Genomic DNA, 19,197 nt, shown 5'->3' with positions numbered 1-19,197 from the left:
AGCCCCCACCGGCCCGTAGACAACAATCGACCCAACCGTCTGAGGCACAGCCCCACGCCCACTACCCTTGTACCGTGACCATTCGCCTGTACGACACCAGCGCCCGGCAGATTCGCGACTTCACCCCGCTCACAGCGGGCTGTGTCTCGATCTACCTCTGTGGCGCCACCGTGCAGGCCGCCCCCCACATCGGCCACATCCGCTCGGGCCTGAACTTCGACATCCTCCGCCGCTGGTTCGAACACCGCGGCTACGACGTCACGTTCATCCGCAACGTCACGGACATCGACGACAAGATCATCACCAAGTCCCGTGAGCAGGGCCGCCCTTGGTGGTCGATCGGCTACGAGAACGAGCGCGCGTTCAACGACGGCTACAGCGCACTCGGCTGCCTCCCGCCGACGTACGAACCGCGGGCGACCGGCCACGTCCCCGAGATGATCGAGATGATGCGCGGGCTGATCGAGCGCGATCACGCGTACGAGGCCGACGGCAGCGTCTACTTCGACGTGCGGTCGTACCCGGACTATCTCCAGCTCTCCAACCAGGACATCGACGACCTGCGCCAGCCCTCCGAGGAGGGCATCACCGGAAAACGCGACCCGCGCGACTTCGCGATGTGGAAGGCGACCAAGCCGGGCGAGCCCGACTGGGAGACCCCGTGGGGCCGCGGGCGCCCCGGCTGGCACCTGGAGTGCTCGGCGATGGCGCACAAGTACCTGGGCCCCGCCTTCGACATCCACGGCGGCGGCCTCGACCTGATCTTCCCGCACCACGAGAACGAGATCGCCCAGGCCAAGGCCTACGGCGACGACTTCGCGCAGTACTGGCTGCACAACGCCTGGGTGACCATCGCCGGCGAGAAGATGGCCAAGTCGCTCGGCAACAGCGTCCTCGTCTCCGAGATGGTCAAGCGCTGGCGCCCGATCGTCCTGCGCTACTACCTGGGCACCCCGCACTACCGCTCGATGATCGAGTACAGCGAGGAGGCCCTGCGCGAGGCGGAGTCCGCGTTCGCGCGGATCGAGGGCTTCGTGCAAAGGGTCGTAGAAAAGGCCGGGGGAGTCGTCGAGCCCGCCGCCGAGGTGCCACCGGCCTTCGCCGAGGCGATGGACGACGACCTGGGCGTTCCGCAGGCACTCGCCGTCGTACACACCACGGTCCGGCAAGGGAACTCCGCCCTCGCCGCCGACGACAAGGAAGCCGCCGTGGCGCGGCTCGCCGAGGTGCGGGCCATGCTCGGGGTGCTCGGCCTCGACCCGCTGGACCCGCACTGGGTCGGCGAGGGCGGCGACCGGGGAGAGGACCTGCACGGGGTCGTGGACACCCTGGTCCGGATGGTGCTCGACCAGCGCGAGGCCGCCCGGGGCCGTAAGGACTGGGCGACCGCCGACGGCATCCGCGACCAGCTCAACCAGTCCGGACTCACCATCGAGGACGGCCCGCAGGGCCCGCGCTGGACCCTCGGCCCCCGCTGAACCCACCCCCGATCGCACCCTGATCGCACCCGGTCAACGAAGATCGACTGTGCCGCCCGGCCCTCCGGGCGGCACACTGCATAGACGTACGTCCACAAACCTTTGATACGACTCTGAACAGACAGGTAGGTCATGGCAGCCAACAACCGCCGCATGTCCGGCAAGAAGGGCGCGCAGGTCGGCAGTGGCGGCCAGCGGCGCAGGGGTCTCGAAGGCAAGGGCCCCACCCCGCCCGCCGAGGCGCGCAAGGGCCACAAGAAGAACCGCGTCGCCAACGCCAAGGCCAAGCAGGTCCAGCGCCGTCCCGCGCCGCGCGGCCGCGGCGGCAAGGGCACGTCCGAGATGGTCGTCGGCCGCAACCCGGTCGTGGAGGCGCTGCGCGAGGGCGTTCCGGCGGTCACGCTCTACGTCCAGCAGTTCATCGACAACGACGAGCGGGTGCGCGAGGCGCTCCAGCTCGTCGCCGAGCGCGGCGGCATCCACCTCATGGAGGCCCCGCGCCCCGAGCTGGACCGCATGACGAACGGCCTCAACCACCAGGGCATGGTCCTCCAGGTCCCGCCGTACGAGTACGCGCACGCCGAGGACCTCGCCAACGCGGCCTACGACAAGGGCGAGGACCCGCTGATCGTCGCCCTCGACGGGGTGACCGACCCGCGCAACCTCGGCGCGATCGTCCGCTCCGTCGCCGCGTTCGGCGGCCACGGCGTACTCGTCCCCGAGCGGCGCGCGGCCGGCATGACCGCCGGTGCGTGGAAGTCGTCGGCCGGTACGGCGGCCCGTACGCCCGTCGCCCGCGCCACGAACCTGACGCGCGCGCTGGAGGCGTACAAGAAGGCGGGTCTGGCGATCGTCGGTCTCGCGGCCGACGGTGAGCACGAGGTCGGTGAACTCGCCGCGCTGGCAGGCCCGGTGGTCATCGTCGTCGGCAGCGAGGGCAAGGGCCTGTCCCGACTCGTGGGCGAGACCTGCGACTTCAGGGTCCGGATCCCGATGCCCGGTGGCGCGGAGTCCCTCAACGCCGGTGTGGCGGCCGGAGTTGTGCTCTACGAGGCGGCACGCAACCGTTCCTGAACGGGCGTTCGGCACCGTCCCCCACTCGGGGCAATCTGGGCGCCGGGCACCCGCTTGACGCGGTCCGGACACTTCCGGCGAGTCAAAGCAGTGTCCTAAACACACGTCACTCGGTTAGATGAGTGTGGACACCAGAACACCCCGCACACCCACGGGGGACGGCCCGTCGGGCTTCGACGACGCTCCCGCGCTGAGCATGGTGAAGGTGCCGAGCGATCCGGCGCAGATCATCGTCAATCATGCGAGCTTCCGCGTGCAGTTGGGCGCCTCGTCGCGTCCCCCGTCGCCGCGGATCGCACGGCACCTGAGCGCCACCGAGGCCCCCGGCCGGATCCCCGCCGGCGGCGCGCGCCGCCGGCCCGTCGTCTGGAGCGGCAAGTCCGCACCGGACGACACCGGCGCCCACCGGCTGCTCCAGGCCGTGCGCGGCACGGGCGTCCGCCACGGCGACGAGCCGGCCGGCGACGCCGGAGCCACGCAGGTCATCCCCCGTATCGACGGCGGCGGTTACGACGGCGACCTGACCGCGCAGACCATCGAGACCCCGCTCGTCGGCGCCCAGCGCGGCGGCGATCACGACACCGGCGAGACCCGACTCCTGCCGCCCATGCGGACGGTGGGCAGCGTCTACGACGAACCCGCCTACGGGGACCCGGAGTTCGAGGCCTTCGAAGGCACGGACAGCGAGCGCCGCACCAGACGCAACCCCAACGAGCCCGTACGGCACGCCTATTACCCGGGCCGCCGCATGAACCTCGGGGTCGTCCTCCTCCCGCTCCGCATCTTCCTCGGCTTCATCTCCATCTACGCCGGCATGGGCAAGCTGTGCGACCCCGTCTACTTCGACGGCGGCAAGCGCGGCTCCATGGTCAAGTGGCTCAACACCCTGCACCCGTGGGAAGTCGCCGAGCCACTACGGCAGTTCGCGCTCCAGCACCCGGTCGGCTCCGGGCTCGTCATCGCCTTCGCACAGGTCGTCGTGGGCGTCCTCACGATCCTGGGCCTGTGGCAGCGGGTCGCCGCGATCTTCGGCGCGCTGCTCTCGGCGGCACTGATCGTCACGGTCAGCTGGAAGACCGTCCCGGCCTACGACGCGCCCGACATCATCTATCTCGCCGCCTGGTCGCCGCTGATCATCGCGGGCGCCCCGGTCTACTCCGTCGACGGCCGCCTCGCGGGCAGCGCCTGGCGCCGCCTCGGACCCCGCGCCGACATCTGGGAGTTGCGCCGCTACGTCCTGCGCCGCGGCGCCCTCGTGACGGCCGTCGCCATCGGCCTCACCCTGCTCGTCGGCTCGCTGCTCGGCGGCGCGGTCCGCGACTCCAGCCGCGTGGTCGTCCCCGGCCCCGGCGAGGCCCCGCGCAACGAACTGCCGGGCACCCCGCTCCCCGGCGAACCGACCAAGGGCCGCAGCAGCAGCCCCAAGGCATCCAAGTCCCCGTCCCAGCACGCGACTTCGGCCAAGCCGTCCGGCGCCGCGACGACCCCGGGCGCGACCCGCTCCTCCTCCGGTACGGCCACCGGCGGCGCCCCCAGCCAGACCCAGGGCACCGCGGGCCGCACCCAGCCCCAGCAGTCCTCCCCGGCCGGCCAAGCCCCCAGCACCACCGCAGGACCCACGTCCAGCGGTGGCACCAGCGGCGGCACCGGCTCCAACGGCGGCTCCAGCACCGGGGGTTCATCCTCCTCCGGCCAGCCGGGCCTGGTGGGCGGCCTGTTGGGGTAACTGGGCCGGTGGGGGGCTTGTTGAAGCAGTCGCCCACCGGCTGACCTCCGAGGAACAGGAAGTGGGCCCGCACTTGTCCAGTGCGGGCCCACTTTGTTGCCCTGGGGGCAGTTGCCTTAGGGGCGCGGGGCTGTGACATTGGCGGCTCCGCCGCGGGGCGCGACCAGCCACAGCGGACCGGCACTCGAAACACAACCTGACTGACCGTCAACGCCCCAGCGCAGCAAGCTCCTTGGCGGCTTCCCGCAGATCCTTCGCGGTGTCGATGGCCCGCCAGTAAGCCCCTTGAGGAATCGGGAACCCGGCCAACCGCCGCTCACGCGCAAGGTGAGGGAACGTCGTCCGCTCGTGATCCCCGCGCTCCGGCAACAACCCCGCGAACTCGGGCGAGAAGACGTACACCCCCGCATTGATCGCGTACTGCGTCGGCGGCGACTCGATGAAGTCCGTGACGCGCCCGAAGCCGTCCGTCTGCACCGCCCCCCAGGGAATCCGCGGCCGAGCCAGCGCGATCGTGGCGACGGCATCGCGTTCGGCGTGGAAGTCGGCCATGTCACGCAGCGAGAACCGGGTCCAGATGTCCCCGTTGGTGGCGTACCAGGCGCTGTCCGGCCGGGGCAGGTGCGCGGCGGCGTACTTGAGGCCGCCGCCGCGGCCCAGCGGCTCCGTCTCGACGACCGTGGTCACATCGACGGGCAGATCGGCTGTTTTCAGCCACTCCTGCAACACCTCGGCGAGATGCCCGCAGCTGACGACGACATCGGTCACGCCCTCCTCGGCGAGCCAGACGAGCTGATGGCCGATGATCGGCGTCCCCGTGCCGGGGATCTCGACCATCGGCTTGGGCCGGTCGTCGGTGTACGGGCGCAGCCGGGATCCCTGGCCACCGGCCAGGATCACGGCTTGGGTGGGGCGCGACGTGGCGTTCGGATCGCTCATGACCCGAACTGTACGTGGCGGCCCCACCGTGTCTTTCGGCTGCAACCGTTCCTTAATCAGCCGTTACCGACCTCCTACTCCGACCTGCTCCTGCTGGCACCGGCTCCGGTCAGCTGTGCGCGGCCATGACCCCGGAGGCGAACGCGGTGTCGCACACGGGGCGGGCGTAGGACTGGGCGCGGGCGGCGCCGTAGATACGGACCGCGGCGCGGCCCAGTGCGCGGGCGATGGAGGTGCAGTGGCCGGCGAGCGACGGGTGGCCGTTCACCGCCTCCTGGAGGTGCGTCAGGACGACGCCGGGGTTCTTGTCCTGGAGTTCGGTCATGAGCTGGTCGCGGAGGATGTCCTGCGGGGCGCGTGCGGCGGCCCGCGAGGAGGCGCCGGCCGCCGTGACGTCCGTCGCGGTGAGCATCGAACTGGACGGGCTGCCCGACCAGTTGACCCGGGTGACCGCGAGGGTCCCGGAGAGCACCATCATGACGGGCAGGACGAGGGCGAGGGTGCGGCCGACCCGGCGGGCGGGGCCCCGGCCGCGTCGCGGCTGTTGGTTATTGGAGTGCTTCACGCGTGTGAGGGTAGCGTCCGGTAATGATTTGGCGACATTTAGTCACCAATTCGGGGGATGGATTGATGCCTCGAATTGGGTAGGGCGTTGACGAACGCTGCTCGAAATGACGGGTCTGCCGGGGTATTTGTCGACAGGTCCGGGCGGGGTTCGGTGGCGATGGACAACGGAAAGGGCCCCGCGGCGAACCGCGGGGCCCTTTCCTCGAACGTTTGATCAGTCAGTGAGACCTGATCGTTCAGTGAGACCTGACGTTCAGTGGGATCTGACCGTTCAGTGGGATCCGGTCAGTCGGTGAGGCGCTCGCCCGTGGAGGTCGAGAAGACGTGGATCTCGCCCGGACGCGGGACCACGTGGAGCGTGGAGCCCTTCTCCGGCACCGAACGGCCGCTGACGCGGACGACCAGGTCCTTGAGGTTGTCGTCGACCTTGGCGCTGCCGTAGACGTAACCGTCGGCGCCCAGTTCCTCGACGACGTTCACGGAGACGGCGAGACCGGCCGGGGCGTCCTCGGAGTCCTTGGTGAGGGACTTCGCGGCCTCGCCGTTGTGCTCCTCGATGTCGAAGTGCTCGGGGCGGACGCCGACGGTGACCGTGCGGTCGCCCTTGTCGGAGGCGGCCTTGAGGGCCTCGCGGTTGACCGGGACGACCGAGTTGCCGAACTTCACGCCGCCGTCGGTGATCGGGACCTCGATCAGGTTCATGGCGGGGGAGCCGATGAAGCCGGCGACGAAGAGGTTCTTGGGGCGGTCGTACATGTTGCGGGGCGAGTCGACCTGCTGGAGCAGACCGTCCTTCAGTACGGCCACCCGGTCGCCCATCGTCATGGCCTCGACCTGGTCGTGGGTGACGTAGACGGTGGTGATGCCGAGGCGGCGCTGCAGCGAGGCGATCTGCGTACGGGTCGAGACACGGAGCTTGGCGTCGAGGTTCGACAGCGGCTCGTCCATGAGGAAGACCTGGGGCTCACGCACGATGGCGCGGCCCATCGCGACACGCTGGCGCTGACCGCCGGAGAGCGCCTTCGGCTTACGGCCCAGGTAGTCGGTCAGGTCGAGAATCTTCGCCGCGTCCTCCACCTTCTGGCGGATCTCGGCCTTGTTGACGCCGGCGATCTTGAGCGCGAAGCCCATGTTGTCGGCGACCGTCATGTGCGGGTACAGCGCGTAGTTCTGGAACACCATGGCGATGTCCCGGTCCTTCGGCGGCAGGTGCGTGACGTCGCGGTCACCGATGCGGATGGCGCCGGCGTTGACGTCCTCGAGCCCCGCGAGCATGCGGAGCGAGGTGGACTTGCCACAGCCGGAGGGACCGACGAGGACGAGGAACTCGCCGTCCCCGACCTCGATCTCCAGACCGTCTACGGCGGGCTTCTCGGTGCCCGGGTAGATCCGGGTCGCCTTGTCGAACGAAACAGTGGCCATGATGAAGGGCCCCCTTCTACCGGCAGGAACGTGCCGGACGATCCGTTGTAGGAAGGTGGTGGTGTAGTCCACGCGAGTGAACTGGGTCAGGACGGTACCTGGCGTTTGCCTGGTCTGTCAGTACCTGGACCCATGTGAACTTCGAGGAAATTTTCGACAGGGGGCGGCGGGGACCTGGGTACACTGCACGGGCACGTGATCGCGCGCGGCCTGGGGGCACGGGTGGGTATGTCCTGCCGGGTATGTCTCGCCGGGTACGCCCTGCCGGGTACGCACGCATCGCGCAGGCCTCCTTAGCTCAGTTGGCCAGAGCAACGCACTTGTAATGCGTAGGTCGTCGGTTCGAATCCGACAGGGGGCTCCTTTCAAGGCCCAGGTCATGCCCTTCTGACCTGGGCCTTTTGCTATTCCGATACCTTGGTCCGTCGCCTCTGGGGGTACTTCGTAGGCACCAAGATCGCCTCCGGTGGACAATCGGTGGACAGGCGTGCAGTGAGCGTGTAGAGCGGTGGACAGCACGCGTTCACGCCACGGGGAGTTGTACGGCCAGACCGGAGACGGCCGACGAGTATCAGGCGAGTGGTCGGGCAGCGGTCGGCTTGGGGGGTTCCCATAAACCGGAGGAGCTGCGACATCGGCTGATGAAGAATCAGTCAGGGGCGCTACCGAGGAACTGTTCGTGATCGCAGTGCGCTCACAGGAGGGAAGTCGACATGGGCGCTCGCGTTCAGCTCGACGAAGTCGTCCGCTCGATCAGCGAGGATGACAGGGACGCGTACGTGCGGTTGCTCGCCCTGCGTCAAGGGAAGTGCTGGGTCCTTCACGACTGCTGGGTGCTGGTGGGTGCGGAGCCGCCCGGCTGGGTTGAGACCGAGTGGATGTACGAGCGGTACGCCTTCGTTGCCGGCCGTGTGGCTGCGGCCGATCTGGCTCTGCTCTACTCGGACAGCGTCTGCAACGCTATGACGATCGGTTCCCTGACCGTATGGAGTCCGAGTGCGGCGAGTACGGCCACCGTGGAGCGTCGCCCGGGTTACTCGCGCCTCGACAGGCCACAACTGACCTTTCCAGTCGTCGAGCACACTCTTTCGCCACTCGACCAGACGGATCGTCAGCTTCCCCACATGATGCTCGTGGGGGCCGGAGGCGCCCCTTCGTTCCCGGAGCCGGACAGCGCCTGGCGGGCGTTCTTCGAGGGGGATTTCTCACTTACAGGACGAAGCAGTCCTTCGATCGATCTGGCCAAGGTGCGTATCGCTGACCGGGCCGCCTGGATCGCCGGCGTGCACATCACCGCGACCGAACTGACGGTGACCGTCGAAGGCGATGCCGTGCAGGGGACCGACCTGGAGCTGTACGGGGTGGAGGAACGGACGGTCCGGCGACTCGATGCCGCTGGCCCCATGACCATCGCGCTGGCCGACGGTCTGCCCACTCACGCCTGGTTGTGGTTGAAGCGCGGGACGGACTGGCTCGACTACCGCTCTATCGATCCTTCCTCCGTCTGGACGGATCAGGCGGGGCGGGCGGGCGTTGAGATCGACCTGCCAGTTGATCCCGTGGCTGCGGTCGAAGCGCTGATCGCTTCGGGGGAAGGGCCCCGACTGGAGTTCAAGCAGATGCTTCCCAGCCGGGATGCCCGCCGCACCCTGAAGACGGTGGCCGCGTTCGCCATGGGCAGCGGGGGATCCATTGTCTTCGGCATCGACCGCGACGAGGTCACGATTACCGGCATCGCCGAGGACAAGCCCAGTACCCAGATGCGCGACGAGCTCGGGAACCTGCTGAGGGCCATGGTGCAGCCGACACCGGAGTTCGAGATCAAGGAATACCGGCTCGACGGGAAGCTGATCCTGGTCCTCGACGTGCTGCCAGGGCAGAGCCCGCCCTACGGTCTGGTGACGCCAGGCGCTCGCGACAAGCCGCTGGAGTATTTCGTCCGGCGAGGCTCCAACACGTATCCGGCGCAGCCGTACGAGCTGCGCTCAGCGGTGCTGAGGAACGGAGGGACGACCGAAGACTTCAGCACCCGTAGGTGGTGACGAGGCTGAAAGCCTGTTTGTCCGACGAACGAGTTCGGCACTCGGCGACACACATGCCGGAGCCCCGGTCAGATTCCCGCTGACCGGGGCTCCTTTTCCGCTTGTTGTCAGGCGGAACGATTCTGCTGAGGTGTGTCGCCCTTGTACGGCGGTACCATCCGTGGCCGCCGGGGAGCCGTGCTCGACTTCGGCTCGTCGTCGCGAACTGCCACCAGCGGCTTACGAGTGTGCGGCACGAGTTGTACGACCTTCTCGGCGGCGTCGCGAGCGAGGTCGTCGAGGACGGACTGGTAGATGTCCCGCGTGACCCGGGTGTCGGAGTGGCCAAGGGTCTCGGAGACGACCTTGATATCGGCCCCCGCCGCGAGCATCAGGGTCGCAGCGACGTGGCGGAGGTCGTGGAGGCGGATGGGGGGCAGGCCGGCGGCCTTGGTGAGGCGCTCGAAGAGGTCGCTGACCTTGCCGGGGTGGAGAAGTGAGCCATCCTCCTGGGTAAAGACGCGCCCGGTGTTCTGCCAGCCCTCGCCCCACGCCTCGCACTCCCGCTGCTGGCGGTCCTTGTGGTTGATGAGGCCCTCGTTGGTGTCGTCGTCGAGGGCGATCAGGCGGATGCCGCTGTCGGTCTTCGGAGCACCCTCGTGAACCTCCCAGCCGTCTTGGACGAGTTGGGTGGCGATGGACAGGGAGCGGGCTTTCCCGGAGTGGTCTTCCCAGCGGACACCGCATGCTTCGCCTCGGCGGGTGCCTCGGAAGGCGATGAGCCGCCAGAGCATGTACAGCCGGTCCGCAGAGACGAAGTCAAGGAAGACGGCAGTCTGCTCCGGGGTCCAGACCATGACTGGCGACGGCTTCTCAGCGGTCTCCAGCCATCGAGCGATGCGCTCGTCGGTCCAGATCAGTGCCTTCGGCTTTGTCCCCGGCAGCAGCTCAACGTGAGCGGCGGGGTTGAAGGCAGGCATCACCTGCTGGGAGATGGCGACGTTCAGCGCGGCCCGGAGCGTGTCGCGAATGTGGGGCTGGGTGTTCAGACCGGTGATCCGGCGGAACGGCGGCATCGCGTCGAGCTGGGCACGGAACCACTTCCGGCGCGCCCGATTCTCAGCCCCCTTGTTCGGTGTGGCCTTCAACTCGGCGGTAACCGCCCGACGCTGGGCGTTCTGCTCCTGGATCTCGATGTTCCGCTCGTTGATGGCGTCGAACATCGTGTCGATGTGGTGGACCCGGAGCTTGTCGAGGCGAAGGTGTCCGAGATGGGGCCTGAGGTGGATGCGGATATCGCACTCGTAGCGCGCCACCCCGCCCCTGCGCAGGCGTTTGCGCCCGGCCAGCCAGGTGTCCAGCCACTCCTCGACGGTGACCTTGGAGTTCAGGGCCTGCCCGGTCTGGAACCGGCGGCGGGTCTCGTCGTAGTCCGGCAGCGGCGACTTGTCCTGGACGCAGGCCTCCAACAGATCGCTGATCTGTGTCTTGCCCCAGGCGTCGTCCTCTTCGGGGATGGCCATGAGGGCACGGACCTTGTCCAGCTCTTCCTTGGCCTTGGCGGAGGTCTCGAAGCCACCACGACGAAACCGCCTACGCCGGCCGTCCTGAGCGGGGTCCAGCTCCTGGAAGACGCCGTAGGTCCCGTGCCGTCGTGACTGGAGCTTCGGGCACGACGCCCCGAGATCCTTGCCGGTCTCGGGGACAGTGCACCGGCACCGCCGGGTTATGGTGCCGTTCTTCACTCACTCTCCTCCGCGTCGGTGGCCATGTCGGGCTGGGCGACGAAGGCGAGTTCGTCGGGAAGGGGCGGAGGGGTGAGACCGCGCTGGCACATCCGCTTCCGGTAGGCGCGTAGCTCTTGGGCGTCTTCGAAGGCGTGCTCCTCGTAGCCCTCGGCGCGCTGCAGGAGGGTGGCTCTGCGGGCCCGGTCCAGGGTGGTGCTGGCCACCCGCCGCCTCTCCCTGGCCAGGGCGTAGGAGGACATCGCGCCAGCCACCAGATCACCGTGCTGACGGAAGAGGTCGAGGACGTCCCGAGCGGAACCTTCGGGAGTGGGTTCGGCCAAGGGCGACTCGCCCGTGAACCACGCCACCGCATCCCAGGTGGAGACTTCCCGGCCGGGGAGGGCCTCCACCGTGGCTGAGGACCCAAGCGGGAAGAGGAGAGTCACCGGCGGGACGCCCAGGACGTCAGCCAGCACGACGACCTCCGCCACGCTGATGCTCGTCTTGCGCCCAGACTCCAGGTTCTTCATCGAGTGCTCGGTGAACTCCGGCAAGCCGCGGTCGGCACAGCCCTGAGCGACTTCGGCCATGGTGAGGCCGGCGGCTTTGCGTGAGTCCCGCAAGCGCTGGGCGATCCGACCAGTGAACGCTGTCGGCCATTGATCAGGTGTCATGGTGACACCTTAGCGGGTCATGTGATGCTGCTGCGACCGCGTGATACATCTATGGCGTCACAGCGACACGGAAAATTCCCAGGAGGGTGCCATGAAGGCATTTGAATCGTCCCGTGAGGCGCGAGGGCTGACGGGAGACGAACTGCTTGCCCTCCCCGCCGTGATCGACCTCGACACCTCGAACCGAGCGCTGATGATCGGGCGATCCACCGGCTACGGACTCGCCAAGCAAGGGGAGTACCCGGTGAAGGTTCTACGGCTTGGGAACGCCTACCGAGTGGTGACGGCAGACCTGCTGAAACTGCTGGGGCTGGAGCGCCATCAAGGCGATACGTACCAGACCGATGGTGGAAGCGAGTGCCACAGCCTGGCGGCGTAGAGACGACCGACTATGAGAGCGCACCGAACGGGCCTCTGGCGTCGAGTTGTCAGGAGCCTGCGGACCTCTGCTTCGGCAGTCGAGTGGCGGGGCGGGGGCCTGGGGGTGTGGGCACTCCCCTCACGTCCGCTGAACTGTGAAAACGCTGGCCAAGTTCGAGTCGCGTTCGAGGCCTGACCTTTAAACGACAAGGTTACGGTTTCTTCGAGATCGAGGAGCCCCGGTTGCGATTGGCGAAGGGGAGCGCTCCGTGAAGCGCGGTGAACTCCGCGATCAGCTCCCCCTCAGCCTGGCCAGCGGGCGGATCGGCCACGGTGCGCCAGGCGACCAGGAGCGTGTCGGAGTCGGCAAGTTGCCAGATGTACTTGCCACCGCTGTGGCCAGCGTTCCGGCCCTGGCCCTGGCGGCGGTAGGCGTTCAGCCGTTTGCTCAGCCCTTGGCGACCAGCGGCCTTGCCGACGTACACCACTGTGGCGCCGGGTACCCAGGCGTTGTTAAGGGTGGCGGTCGTCGTGGTGGGGGAGTGGCCCTTGCGGTGGCCGGCGGGGCTGCGTGCGAGGAAGACCGGGTGTGAAACGGCGGGGCGTAGCACGACGTAGATGCCCTCCCCGGCTGGGATGGTGCTGTGCGGGAGGTCGGCGAACGGCACGAAGCCGACGAAGCCACGCTCAGCCAGCGTCACGCGCGTGAGGGGCGTGGGGCGGCCTGTTGAGGCCGCAGCGAGGCCGTTCTCGACAGGCTCGGGCTCGGGGGGCATCGTGAGTCTACCTCCAGGGCGGAACGGCCGGCCCGCTGCTCGCGGAGGCTCGGGGATGCGGTTGTAGAGCCTGCCAGGGCTGGCCCGAGGAGCTTGGTGGTCGAGGTGATCGAGTGCTTGGGTAGCAGGTCGCGTGCGGCGTGGAGGATGTCGTCGTTGACGACGGTGGGTGTCCCGTCGATCCGTCCGCGGGAGGCGTCCAGGCGCTCGCGAGTGCCGGAGACGATCAGCTCCTGGATGGACTTCGCCAGCGCAGCGAAGACGTGGAACACACCACCCCCGCCGGACGTGATGGTGTCGAGCCGCTCGTGCAGCGAGGTGAATCCGATCTCGCGCTTGCGTAGTTCGCCGACCATTGTGATCAGGTCATGCTAAAGAGCGTTTATTCGGTTTCCATCGCCCGCAGTCGGGCCTCGGCGGCGGCGATGACCCGCCCCGATCCCTCGGTCATCCGTTCCTCCGCGTCGATGATCGGGCAATTCATGACCATAACGGCGAGGCCGTCGAGATCCACCATCGTCGCCACCTCTGCGCGCCGACGGGAGTCGTATCGGGCCAAGTCGTCGCACGCTTCGACCAGCGTGGTGAATGACGGCAGCCGTCTCACCAGCGTGAACTGGAGGTCCTGCAGGACGCGCTGCATGTCCCTGCTGCGCTCGTGCAGCGCGGACGCCGCGTCCTGTGCCTCGCTCATCGCTGTCTCGCGCCGGTCCAGGTCCCGTGCCTTTTCTCGTTCGCCGTCTCCGAGCGTTTGGATCTGCCACTTCACGATGGTTTTACGCGTGAGGTTGGCCGAAGTCGCATGGATCTCGGACAGCACTCTTTTTCCGGCAGCCCTCCCGCCACCGCCCGCAGCGACAGGGCCGCGGCCAAACCACGCTTCCGTGGCGTTGCGGGCCGCAGCCCCGGACAGCCTCTTTATCGCCCTGCCGGTGGAGGCGGAGCCGAAGGTTCGCACCGCGCGATAGGCGCCGGCCTCGGCAACGTAACCAACGAGGGGCGGCCCGCCTACCACGAGGAGCGCGCCGCCTGCCAGTGCGCTGACGGCAGCGACCGTCACGGCACTTTTGCGCGGCTGCCGAGGGCCGATGCCCACCTCGCCGCCGGCTGTTGGCCTTTCGATCGCGGCCAGCTCGACCAGATCGACGCGCTTGAGACGCTGAAAAGCGTCACGGAAGGGGAGGAGGGCCTCGTCGAAGAGCGTCTGCCGGGCCTTCTGCAGGGCGGCGTTCTCATCGACGGCCCGCTGATCGAGCTCCTCCTGGCACTCAAGCAGACGTCTGTCTCTCCGTCGGTTCGTCTTCGCGAGCCTGACGGCGTCGAATACGTCGATGGCCACGTTGCCCCCTAATACTCGGTTCGGAGATCTTAGTGCCGCATCAGGCCGTTTCGCTGCGTTGTGATGTGCCGTGGCTGAACGTGTGCGGCGTAGCGCTTCATGCCGCACCGGCGCCAGCTGGCACGGGACCGGGTTCGAGAGACCATGCGCGGGCACGGCTAGGTTGCCCCGGCGATACGGACCAGCTAGGCGACAGCGATGTTGGCTGGCCCGAAGGCTAGGAAGTCGCTGCGGCGGATCGTCAGCCAGGTCCACAATGATCACTTTCACGTCACGTCCTCCAGCGCCGCGACAGCTTCGCAGCGGCGACCGTTCCGTGAGGGGACATGGACGTTGCTCTCTGAGGAAGGGGCTACAGCTCATGCCGGCCATCAAGGTGGCAATGTGCACAGGGAATTCAGGGAAGTTCCGTACGGCCCAGGAGCATCTCGCACCTTGGGGTATTGAGGTGGAGCAGGTGGCGTTGGAGCTGGACGAGATCCAGACAACGTCCGTCGCGGAAATCGCGCAGCACAAGGCCCGGCAGGCCTTCGCGCTCCTCGGGCGACCGCTGTTCGTCGAGGACTCCGGGTTCTACATCGAGGAGTTCGGCGGATGGCCGGGGCCCATGGTCAAGCAGGCCCTTGAAGCGATCGGACCCAGCGGATTTACGCACCTCGCAGATCTCACGGAGAAGCGGACCTGCCGTTTCGCGAGTGCCGCTGTCTACGCGGACGCTGACGGTCGGTTAAAGACCTTCGCAGAGGACACACGTAGCTCAGGATCGATTGCGGCCGCTCCAGACCGTGGAAACAGCCCACGATCCTGGTCCGATCTGTGGTCGATCTTCGTGCCGAACGGCGCAGCCACGACGCTCGCCGCGTTGCCCCAGGGTGAACAGAACCGTGTGTTCGCGGGGTGGGCAAAGACTTCGGTCGTCGCGGCGCTGGGCGAGTGGCTGGCGCAGTCCCATTGACATCGCAGTGGTTATATCACCCGAGGGATAGGGAGTTGGGCGGTCCAGGCCCCATGGTGGTCACCCGCCACTTGCTGGACTTCTAACCGGATCTCCGGTTGCCCTGAGGCGCTGCCCGGTGAGGTCGGCGAGCGATCCGTTCATTTATGGGATCACGTTGACGCCCTAGCCCCCGCCCATCGAGAGGTTCCAGCCATGTTGCCCCCGCTCGAAGAATCGCGCCACGCGTTCACCGTCCCACCTCTAATCAAAAAAGTGCCAACAGCACGGGAGCGCGTCGCGGACCAAGCTGGGCGACTTGGGCTGAGCCTGAGCGAGGAACTGATCTACGACTTGAAGCTGCTCACCGGGGAACTGGTCGCGAACTCCGTCACGCACACCAAGGCCGCGTGCGTAGTGTGCGTGTGGTGGACCGGAGAGCGGCTCCGCGTGGAAGTCACCGATGTCGACCCCACCGCAGTGGCTCCGTCCCAGGCGCCGTCCATGGACGAGCATGGCCGCGGCCTATTCCTCGTCGCCACATTGGCAACCGATTGGGGCTCGGAGACCTGTACGGCAGGCAAGAAAACATGGTTCGAATTGGCGGTCCCCGATTCCGCAGGGGGTACCGCAGCCGTGTCCTTGTCTCATAATGATGTCACTATAGAGGAATCTGCACCAAACGCCGATGCCCGCATACGAATCGCGCACCAAGCAGCCTGAGTCGGCCCCTTTCACCCCAGTGTCTCATAACTTGGTTTGTGTTGTTTCACGCCATTCCTGACCAGCTTCTTCACGTGCGTTCAGATTATCACGCCATGGCCTGCTCGTGCATTGAGTGCTCATTGCTACGCCCCAGCGATCCTATGCTGGATCAGTTCCAGCCATTGCCGTAGTGCCATCCCTTGCGGTGGCAGAAGGTCGAGTCCCAGCGCCGTAGCCGCAGTGTGGAGCTCCTGATCCGAGGACACCATGGTCAGGAGTTCGCCGAGCTCCTGCACTCCTTGTGTACGTTCTTCCGGTGCGGATTCGCTGACGTACTCGTCGAGAGCCTCATCGCGAGAATCGTAGATGTTTGAGAAATCACGGTGAAAGTAGGCCCCGAGCAGCTGGCTCAACTCAGGGAATCGCTCGTTCCATTCCCAAGAGTTTTGTGGGTTCATCTGGGGAACTTGCGAGGGGTCCTGTAGGAGCCGCTCAAGGTGGCCTCTGACGATGCGCAGGCAGTCCTCCACGTTTTTCCCCATCGGAGGGCGGATGTGCGGCAGGTCTTCTACTTCATCTGCGATCTCATCGGAGAAGAGGCCGACGGAGAGTAGGTCGTCGATTTGCTGGAGTGCCGTTGTGGCGCGTACAGGATCGCGTGCGGCAATTCTGAGATAGGAGGCCAGGCCAGGGCCCGGAGTCTCTGCAGTGTCGGAGAATGTGAAGCCGGTGTACGTATAGGCCTTTAGTAGGTCGCCAAGTTCATAGAATCGCTGTCCTGGTGGAAGTGCCTGACTCATGAGTTACTCCAAGCGTGCACGTTAGGGCTGGGGGAACGAGGTGAGGATGCGGTACCCAGACGTCGCTGTCGGGTCAGCCTTGAGGATGACGCGAACCCCTTTCACCCAATTCGTTGGCTGCCCGTGGGTGAAGTCGTAGCGAGTGAGGTGGAGTCCTGTGTTCTCGTCAAACTCGGCTTCCAATCGCAGCGGTCGCCTCGCGCCCTTGGCCAGCCAAGTAGATATCTTCCGCTGGTTCTCTCTGGTGGCGAGAGTCTTGTCGGTAAAGCGTTGTGCCGCATCGACGTCAACGTAGCGTGAGTCCGCGTCAAGGTCAGGGTTCTCACGCAGACGCTTGCGCATGCCGTCAATGGTCTTGTCGACGTGCTCGTCGATGGTATGAGCCTTGCTCTTGCCTCCAAGGCTCTTGCCCTCATCACCACGGACATCTGCCCGGTGCTCGGGCTTGACCCGCCCCTTGCGTTTGCTCCGAGGCCAGGCGTTGTAGTCCCCGCCGGAGTCATTTGATGCTCCCAGTCCCATGAGGACGATCCCGGCCGTGCCGAGGAGGGCGGCGTTGGCTGCGGCTTCGGCTGTGAGCGCGCCGATTGCCCCGCCGCCAGCGATGGCGAGAGCGCCCGGCGGGAACAGGGCGAGCAGGGAGAGCAGGAGGAGGGCAAAGCCGAGGTAGACCAGGAAGGTGTCCAGCGCATCAAGCAGATGGAACGTGTGGATCGCCCTGCCACCGGGGCCGGCGTCCCCGAACCCGCGCCACAGCAGGAGTGCTCCGGTGGTGGCCGCCCCCAGGGCGGTGCCGAGGCGGAAGCGGTGGACCGCCAACAGTTCGCCCATGGGCTGGGCCGACGCCGTCCGCCAGGTGCGAAGCAAGGTGGCAAGTTGGTAGGCGATCCAAGCCAGGGCGGCGATGCCGAAGCCCATGAGGATCTTCGGCCCTGAACCGGTACTGAAGAACTTCTGGAGGCCGGTAGTTGAGGTGAACGAGCCGACACCCAGGAACAGTAACGAGGGGAGCACGAGGACGCACGGGATCACCAGGAGCCAGCGCCGCCGAACACCACGGGCCGTTCGGGCTGCCTTTAGCAGGGCGCGGATGTTCAGCGTCTGCCAGGCGTGCGGGTTGTCGGATACCTCCATCCGAGCAGTGATCCCGACGACCGACCGGTGCAGTTCCGCGGTGTCGTCGAGTGGCGCCGACGCCGCGGCGTACAGCAAGGAGCGCCGCAGTCTGACGTAGCGCAGGACGATCAGCAGACTCCACGGCAGACGCCAGGTCGCGTAACGCAGCAGGGCTCCCACGCTGTCGCCGTCAGCACGTTCAGAAGCAAGCAGTACGGCCGGCACGGCGCGTTTGCCGCGGTGGATCTGGCGCAGGTCGAAAAGCACGGCGATGGCCAGGCATACGAGGGGCGCCGCCCACGCCTTCCCGTTCAGAGATTCGAGCCAGTGCGCGGCCTGGCCGGTGGGTTTCTGGACCGCGTAGTTGTTCACCGTGTGATACCCGGCAGCGGCCACGACCGGGAGCACCGAGAACAAGCGCACCCAACCCCGTGTACGCCACAACAGCCCGACGCCGAAGCCAGCCATGGCCGTGAACACCAGGTGGGAGAAGGTTTCCGTGGCTGGCGGGCCGAGCATGTCCAGCTGACTGAACGGCGCCGGAAGCCAGGCCGTCAACACCTGCCCCAGGCCTGGCACATACGGCGGGGACAAGCTGTCCGGGATGATCCAGCCCCCGCCGCGCGCTATCGCCCGGTCTGCGTCCAGGCCGTACCGCAGTACCGCCTCCAGCAGTCCGAACCCGGCTCCCAGTGCCACGCCCAACACCACGAAGTCGGTCAGCCCCCACTGGCGACGAACCTTCACACTCGCTCCGGCCAGCAACAGCGGGGAAATCTTGATCAATTCCTCCACCCACGGAGCCACCGTGTAGCTGGTGGTGTTCACCACCGTCACCAGCGACTGCCCGGACTGGTTCGTGTAGAGGCGGGTGTAGGCAAGCTCCACCAACGCTGTCGCTACGCCGCACCCGTACACCCCCATCGCGAACGCCAGCAACACGGTCGACAAGCGCACCGAGCGCGTAGGCCAGGAAACGGCGAACATCTGCAGCACGCCCCAGACGGCCGCGACCGCCATCACCAACGTCACGCCAGGCCCCCGATGCACAGGAACAACAATAAATTCGCGATAGTGAACGTGATGCTATGTAGTCAACTGTGAACACAGCAAGAGAGTTGCGAGATTGTGCGCGATGGCCGCAATCAGGCTGCAAAGCATCGTGCTGGGCCGGGCGAAACATGACGTGGGGCCAAAGCCTGCGGCTCTGATCGACCCTCCACATGCCGACCGCCCGGTCAGGCCCGACCGGCGTACGGGCCGGATCACGGGCGACGGCCGCTGCCAGCAGCGTGTCCGGGCCGGGCCATGGTGGCGGCATGTCAGTCCAGGTGGCGGCGCAGGGTGGGCTGACGTGGCCGAACTTGCCGCCGCCGAAGGCGAGCCGCCAGGTCAGCACCCGCTCTACGTGGAGGTCGTTTTGGTGGGTGGGATACGCGTTCTTAGCAACCGTCGTGACGAAGCCCTGCCCTCCAGCTACGGGGGGAGCCGAAGGGCAGGGCGGCTTGTCGGCAGAGCGGTCGTGGCGAGATCAGGTTC

Annotated in this window: 17 protein-coding genes and 1 tRNA gene; 8 read left to right on the top strand and 10 right to left on the bottom strand. The window is 67.0% G+C overall.

The annotated features are described in order from the left end of the window. Nucleotides 1-74 precede the first annotated feature (74 nt). The 3 genes from cysS (at nt 75) to SPR02S_RS39290 (ending at nt 4,278) form a co-directional block, all read left to right on the top strand. Entirely contained in the window at nt 75-1,478 is a 1,404-nt protein-coding gene (cysS, locus tag SPR02S_RS39300) for a cysteine--tRNA ligase (RefSeq protein WP_019062512.1), read from the top strand. Nucleotides 1,479-1,610: 132 nt separating this feature from the next. Next, nucleotides 1,611-2,552: a 23S rRNA (guanosine(2251)-2'-O)-methyltransferase RlmB gene (gene rlmB / locus SPR02S_RS39295; protein ID WP_019062511.1), complete on the top strand. Its 942-nt coding sequence runs from the start codon at nt 1,611-1,613 to the stop codon at nt 2,550-2,552. 118 nt (nt 2,553-2,670) lie between these two features. Continuing rightward, nucleotides 2,671-4,278: a DoxX family protein gene (locus SPR02S_RS39290; RefSeq protein WP_052347112.1), complete on the top strand. Its 1,608-nt coding sequence runs from the start codon at nt 2,671-2,673 to the stop codon at nt 4,276-4,278. Between the two features lie 207 nt (nt 4,279-4,485). On the opposite strand, the gene SPR02S_RS39285 is transcribed toward SPR02S_RS39290, so the two are convergent. The 3 genes from SPR02S_RS39285 to SPR02S_RS39275 all read right to left on the bottom strand — a co-directional run bounded on the left by SPR02S_RS39285 (nt 4,486) and on the right by SPR02S_RS39275 (nt 7,206). Continuing rightward, on the bottom strand, nt 4,486-5,217 hold the full coding sequence (locus SPR02S_RS39285) for a nucleotidyltransferase family protein (RefSeq protein ID WP_019062509.1): 732 nt from the start codon (nt 5,215-5,217) through the stop codon (nt 4,486-4,488). 109 nt (nt 5,218-5,326) lie between these two features. Further along, the gene (locus tag SPR02S_RS39280; RefSeq protein ID WP_019062508.1) at nt 5,327-5,782 is read right to left on the bottom strand and encodes a hypothetical protein; all 456 of its coding nucleotides are present in this window, start codon (nt 5,780-5,782) and stop codon (nt 5,327-5,329) included. Nucleotides 5,783-6,069: 287 nt separating this feature from the next. Then, a complete protein-coding gene (locus tag SPR02S_RS39275) occupies nt 6,070-7,206 on the bottom strand; it encodes an ABC transporter ATP-binding protein (protein ID WP_026151261.1) in 1,137 nt (378 codons plus the stop codon). Nucleotides 7,207-7,493: 287 nt separating this feature from the next. On the opposite strand from SPR02S_RS39275, the gene SPR02S_RS39270 reads away from it, so the two are divergent. After that, nucleotides 7,494-7,567 (top strand) — tRNA-Thr (locus tag SPR02S_RS39270). A gap of 352 nt (nt 7,568-7,919) precedes the next feature. Then, nucleotides 7,920-9,248: an AlbA family DNA-binding domain-containing protein gene (locus SPR02S_RS39265; RefSeq protein WP_019062506.1), complete on the top strand. Its 1,329-nt coding sequence runs from the start codon at nt 7,920-7,922 to the stop codon at nt 9,246-9,248. Nucleotides 9,249-9,355: 107 nt separating this feature from the next. On the opposite strand, the gene SPR02S_RS39260 is transcribed toward SPR02S_RS39265, so the two are convergent. After that, nucleotides 9,356-10,972, bottom strand: coding sequence for a tyrosine-type recombinase/integrase (locus SPR02S_RS39260; RefSeq protein ID WP_019062505.1), 1,617 nt, complete (start codon nt 10,970-10,972; stop codon nt 9,356-9,358). Beyond that, the gene (locus SPR02S_RS39255; protein ID WP_019062504.1) at nt 10,969-11,628 is read right to left on the bottom strand and encodes a helix-turn-helix domain-containing protein; all 660 of its coding nucleotides are present in this window, start codon (nt 11,626-11,628) and stop codon (nt 10,969-10,971) included. Before SPR02S_RS39255 ends, SPR02S_RS39260 begins: the two co-directional genes overlap by 4 nt. Nucleotides 11,629-11,719: 91 nt before the next feature. On the opposite strand from SPR02S_RS39255, the gene SPR02S_RS39250 reads away from it, so the two are divergent. Further along, complete coding sequence (locus SPR02S_RS39250; RefSeq protein WP_019062503.1) at nt 11,720-12,007, top strand: hypothetical protein; 288 nt, start codon at nt 11,720-11,722, stop codon at nt 12,005-12,007. Nucleotides 12,008-12,200: 193 nt separating this feature from the next. Here SPR02S_RS39250 and SPR02S_RS39245 read toward each other — a convergent pair whose 3' ends face one another. The 3 genes from SPR02S_RS39245 to SPR02S_RS39235 are packed head-to-tail and all read right to left on the bottom strand — an operon-like array spanning nt 12,201 to nt 14,103. Further along, on the bottom strand, nt 12,201-12,689 hold the full coding sequence (locus SPR02S_RS39245) for a GIY-YIG nuclease family protein (protein ID WP_019062502.1): 489 nt from the start codon (nt 12,687-12,689) through the stop codon (nt 12,201-12,203). Beyond that, nucleotides 12,686-13,120 carry a recombinase family protein gene (locus tag SPR02S_RS59240; protein ID WP_019062501.1) on the bottom strand — a complete coding sequence of 145 codons (435 nt, stop codon included), beginning with the start codon at nt 13,118-13,120 and terminating at the stop codon, nt 12,686-12,688. Before SPR02S_RS59240 ends, SPR02S_RS39245 begins: the two co-directional genes overlap by 4 nt. A gap of 26 nt (nt 13,121-13,146) precedes the next feature. Further along, nucleotides 13,147-14,103, bottom strand: a complete 957-nt coding sequence (locus SPR02S_RS39235) for a hypothetical protein (RefSeq protein WP_019062500.1) — start codon at nt 14,101-14,103, stop codon at nt 13,147-13,149. Nucleotides 14,104-14,464: 361 nt separating this feature from the next. Between SPR02S_RS39235 and SPR02S_RS39230 the strand changes: the two genes are divergently transcribed. Both SPR02S_RS39230 and SPR02S_RS60920 read left to right on the top strand, forming a co-directional pair. Further along, complete coding sequence (locus SPR02S_RS39230; RefSeq protein WP_043258783.1) at nt 14,465-15,058, top strand: non-canonical purine NTP pyrophosphatase; 594 nt, start codon at nt 14,465-14,467, stop codon at nt 15,056-15,058. Nucleotides 15,059-15,253: 195 nt separating this feature from the next. Beyond that, nucleotides 15,254-15,760 carry an ATP-binding protein gene (locus SPR02S_RS60920; RefSeq protein ID WP_078623134.1) on the top strand — a complete coding sequence of 169 codons (507 nt, stop codon included), beginning with the start codon at nt 15,254-15,256 and terminating at the stop codon, nt 15,758-15,760. A 125-nt stretch (nt 15,761-15,885) separates the two neighbouring features. On the opposite strand, the gene SPR02S_RS59625 is transcribed toward SPR02S_RS60920, so the two are convergent. Then, nucleotides 15,886-16,542, bottom strand: a complete 657-nt coding sequence (locus SPR02S_RS59625; protein WP_026151259.1) for a contact-dependent growth inhibition system immunity protein — start codon at nt 16,540-16,542, stop codon at nt 15,886-15,888. A gap of 21 nt (nt 16,543-16,563) precedes the next feature. Beyond that, nucleotides 16,564-18,690: an RNase A-like domain-containing protein gene (locus SPR02S_RS39215; RefSeq protein WP_020684257.1), complete on the bottom strand. Its 2,127-nt coding sequence runs from the start codon at nt 18,688-18,690 to the stop codon at nt 16,564-16,566. Nucleotides 18,691-19,197: the final 507 nt, after the last annotated feature.

This window comes from Streptomyces prunicolor NBRC 13075 (assembly GCF_000367365.1).
GTDB classification, from domain to species: domain Bacteria; phylum Actinomycetota; class Actinomycetes; order Streptomycetales; family Streptomycetaceae; genus Streptomyces; species Streptomyces prunicolor.
Note: the sequence above shows the minus strand (reverse complement) of the source record. Positions and strands in the feature narration are given on the sequence as shown.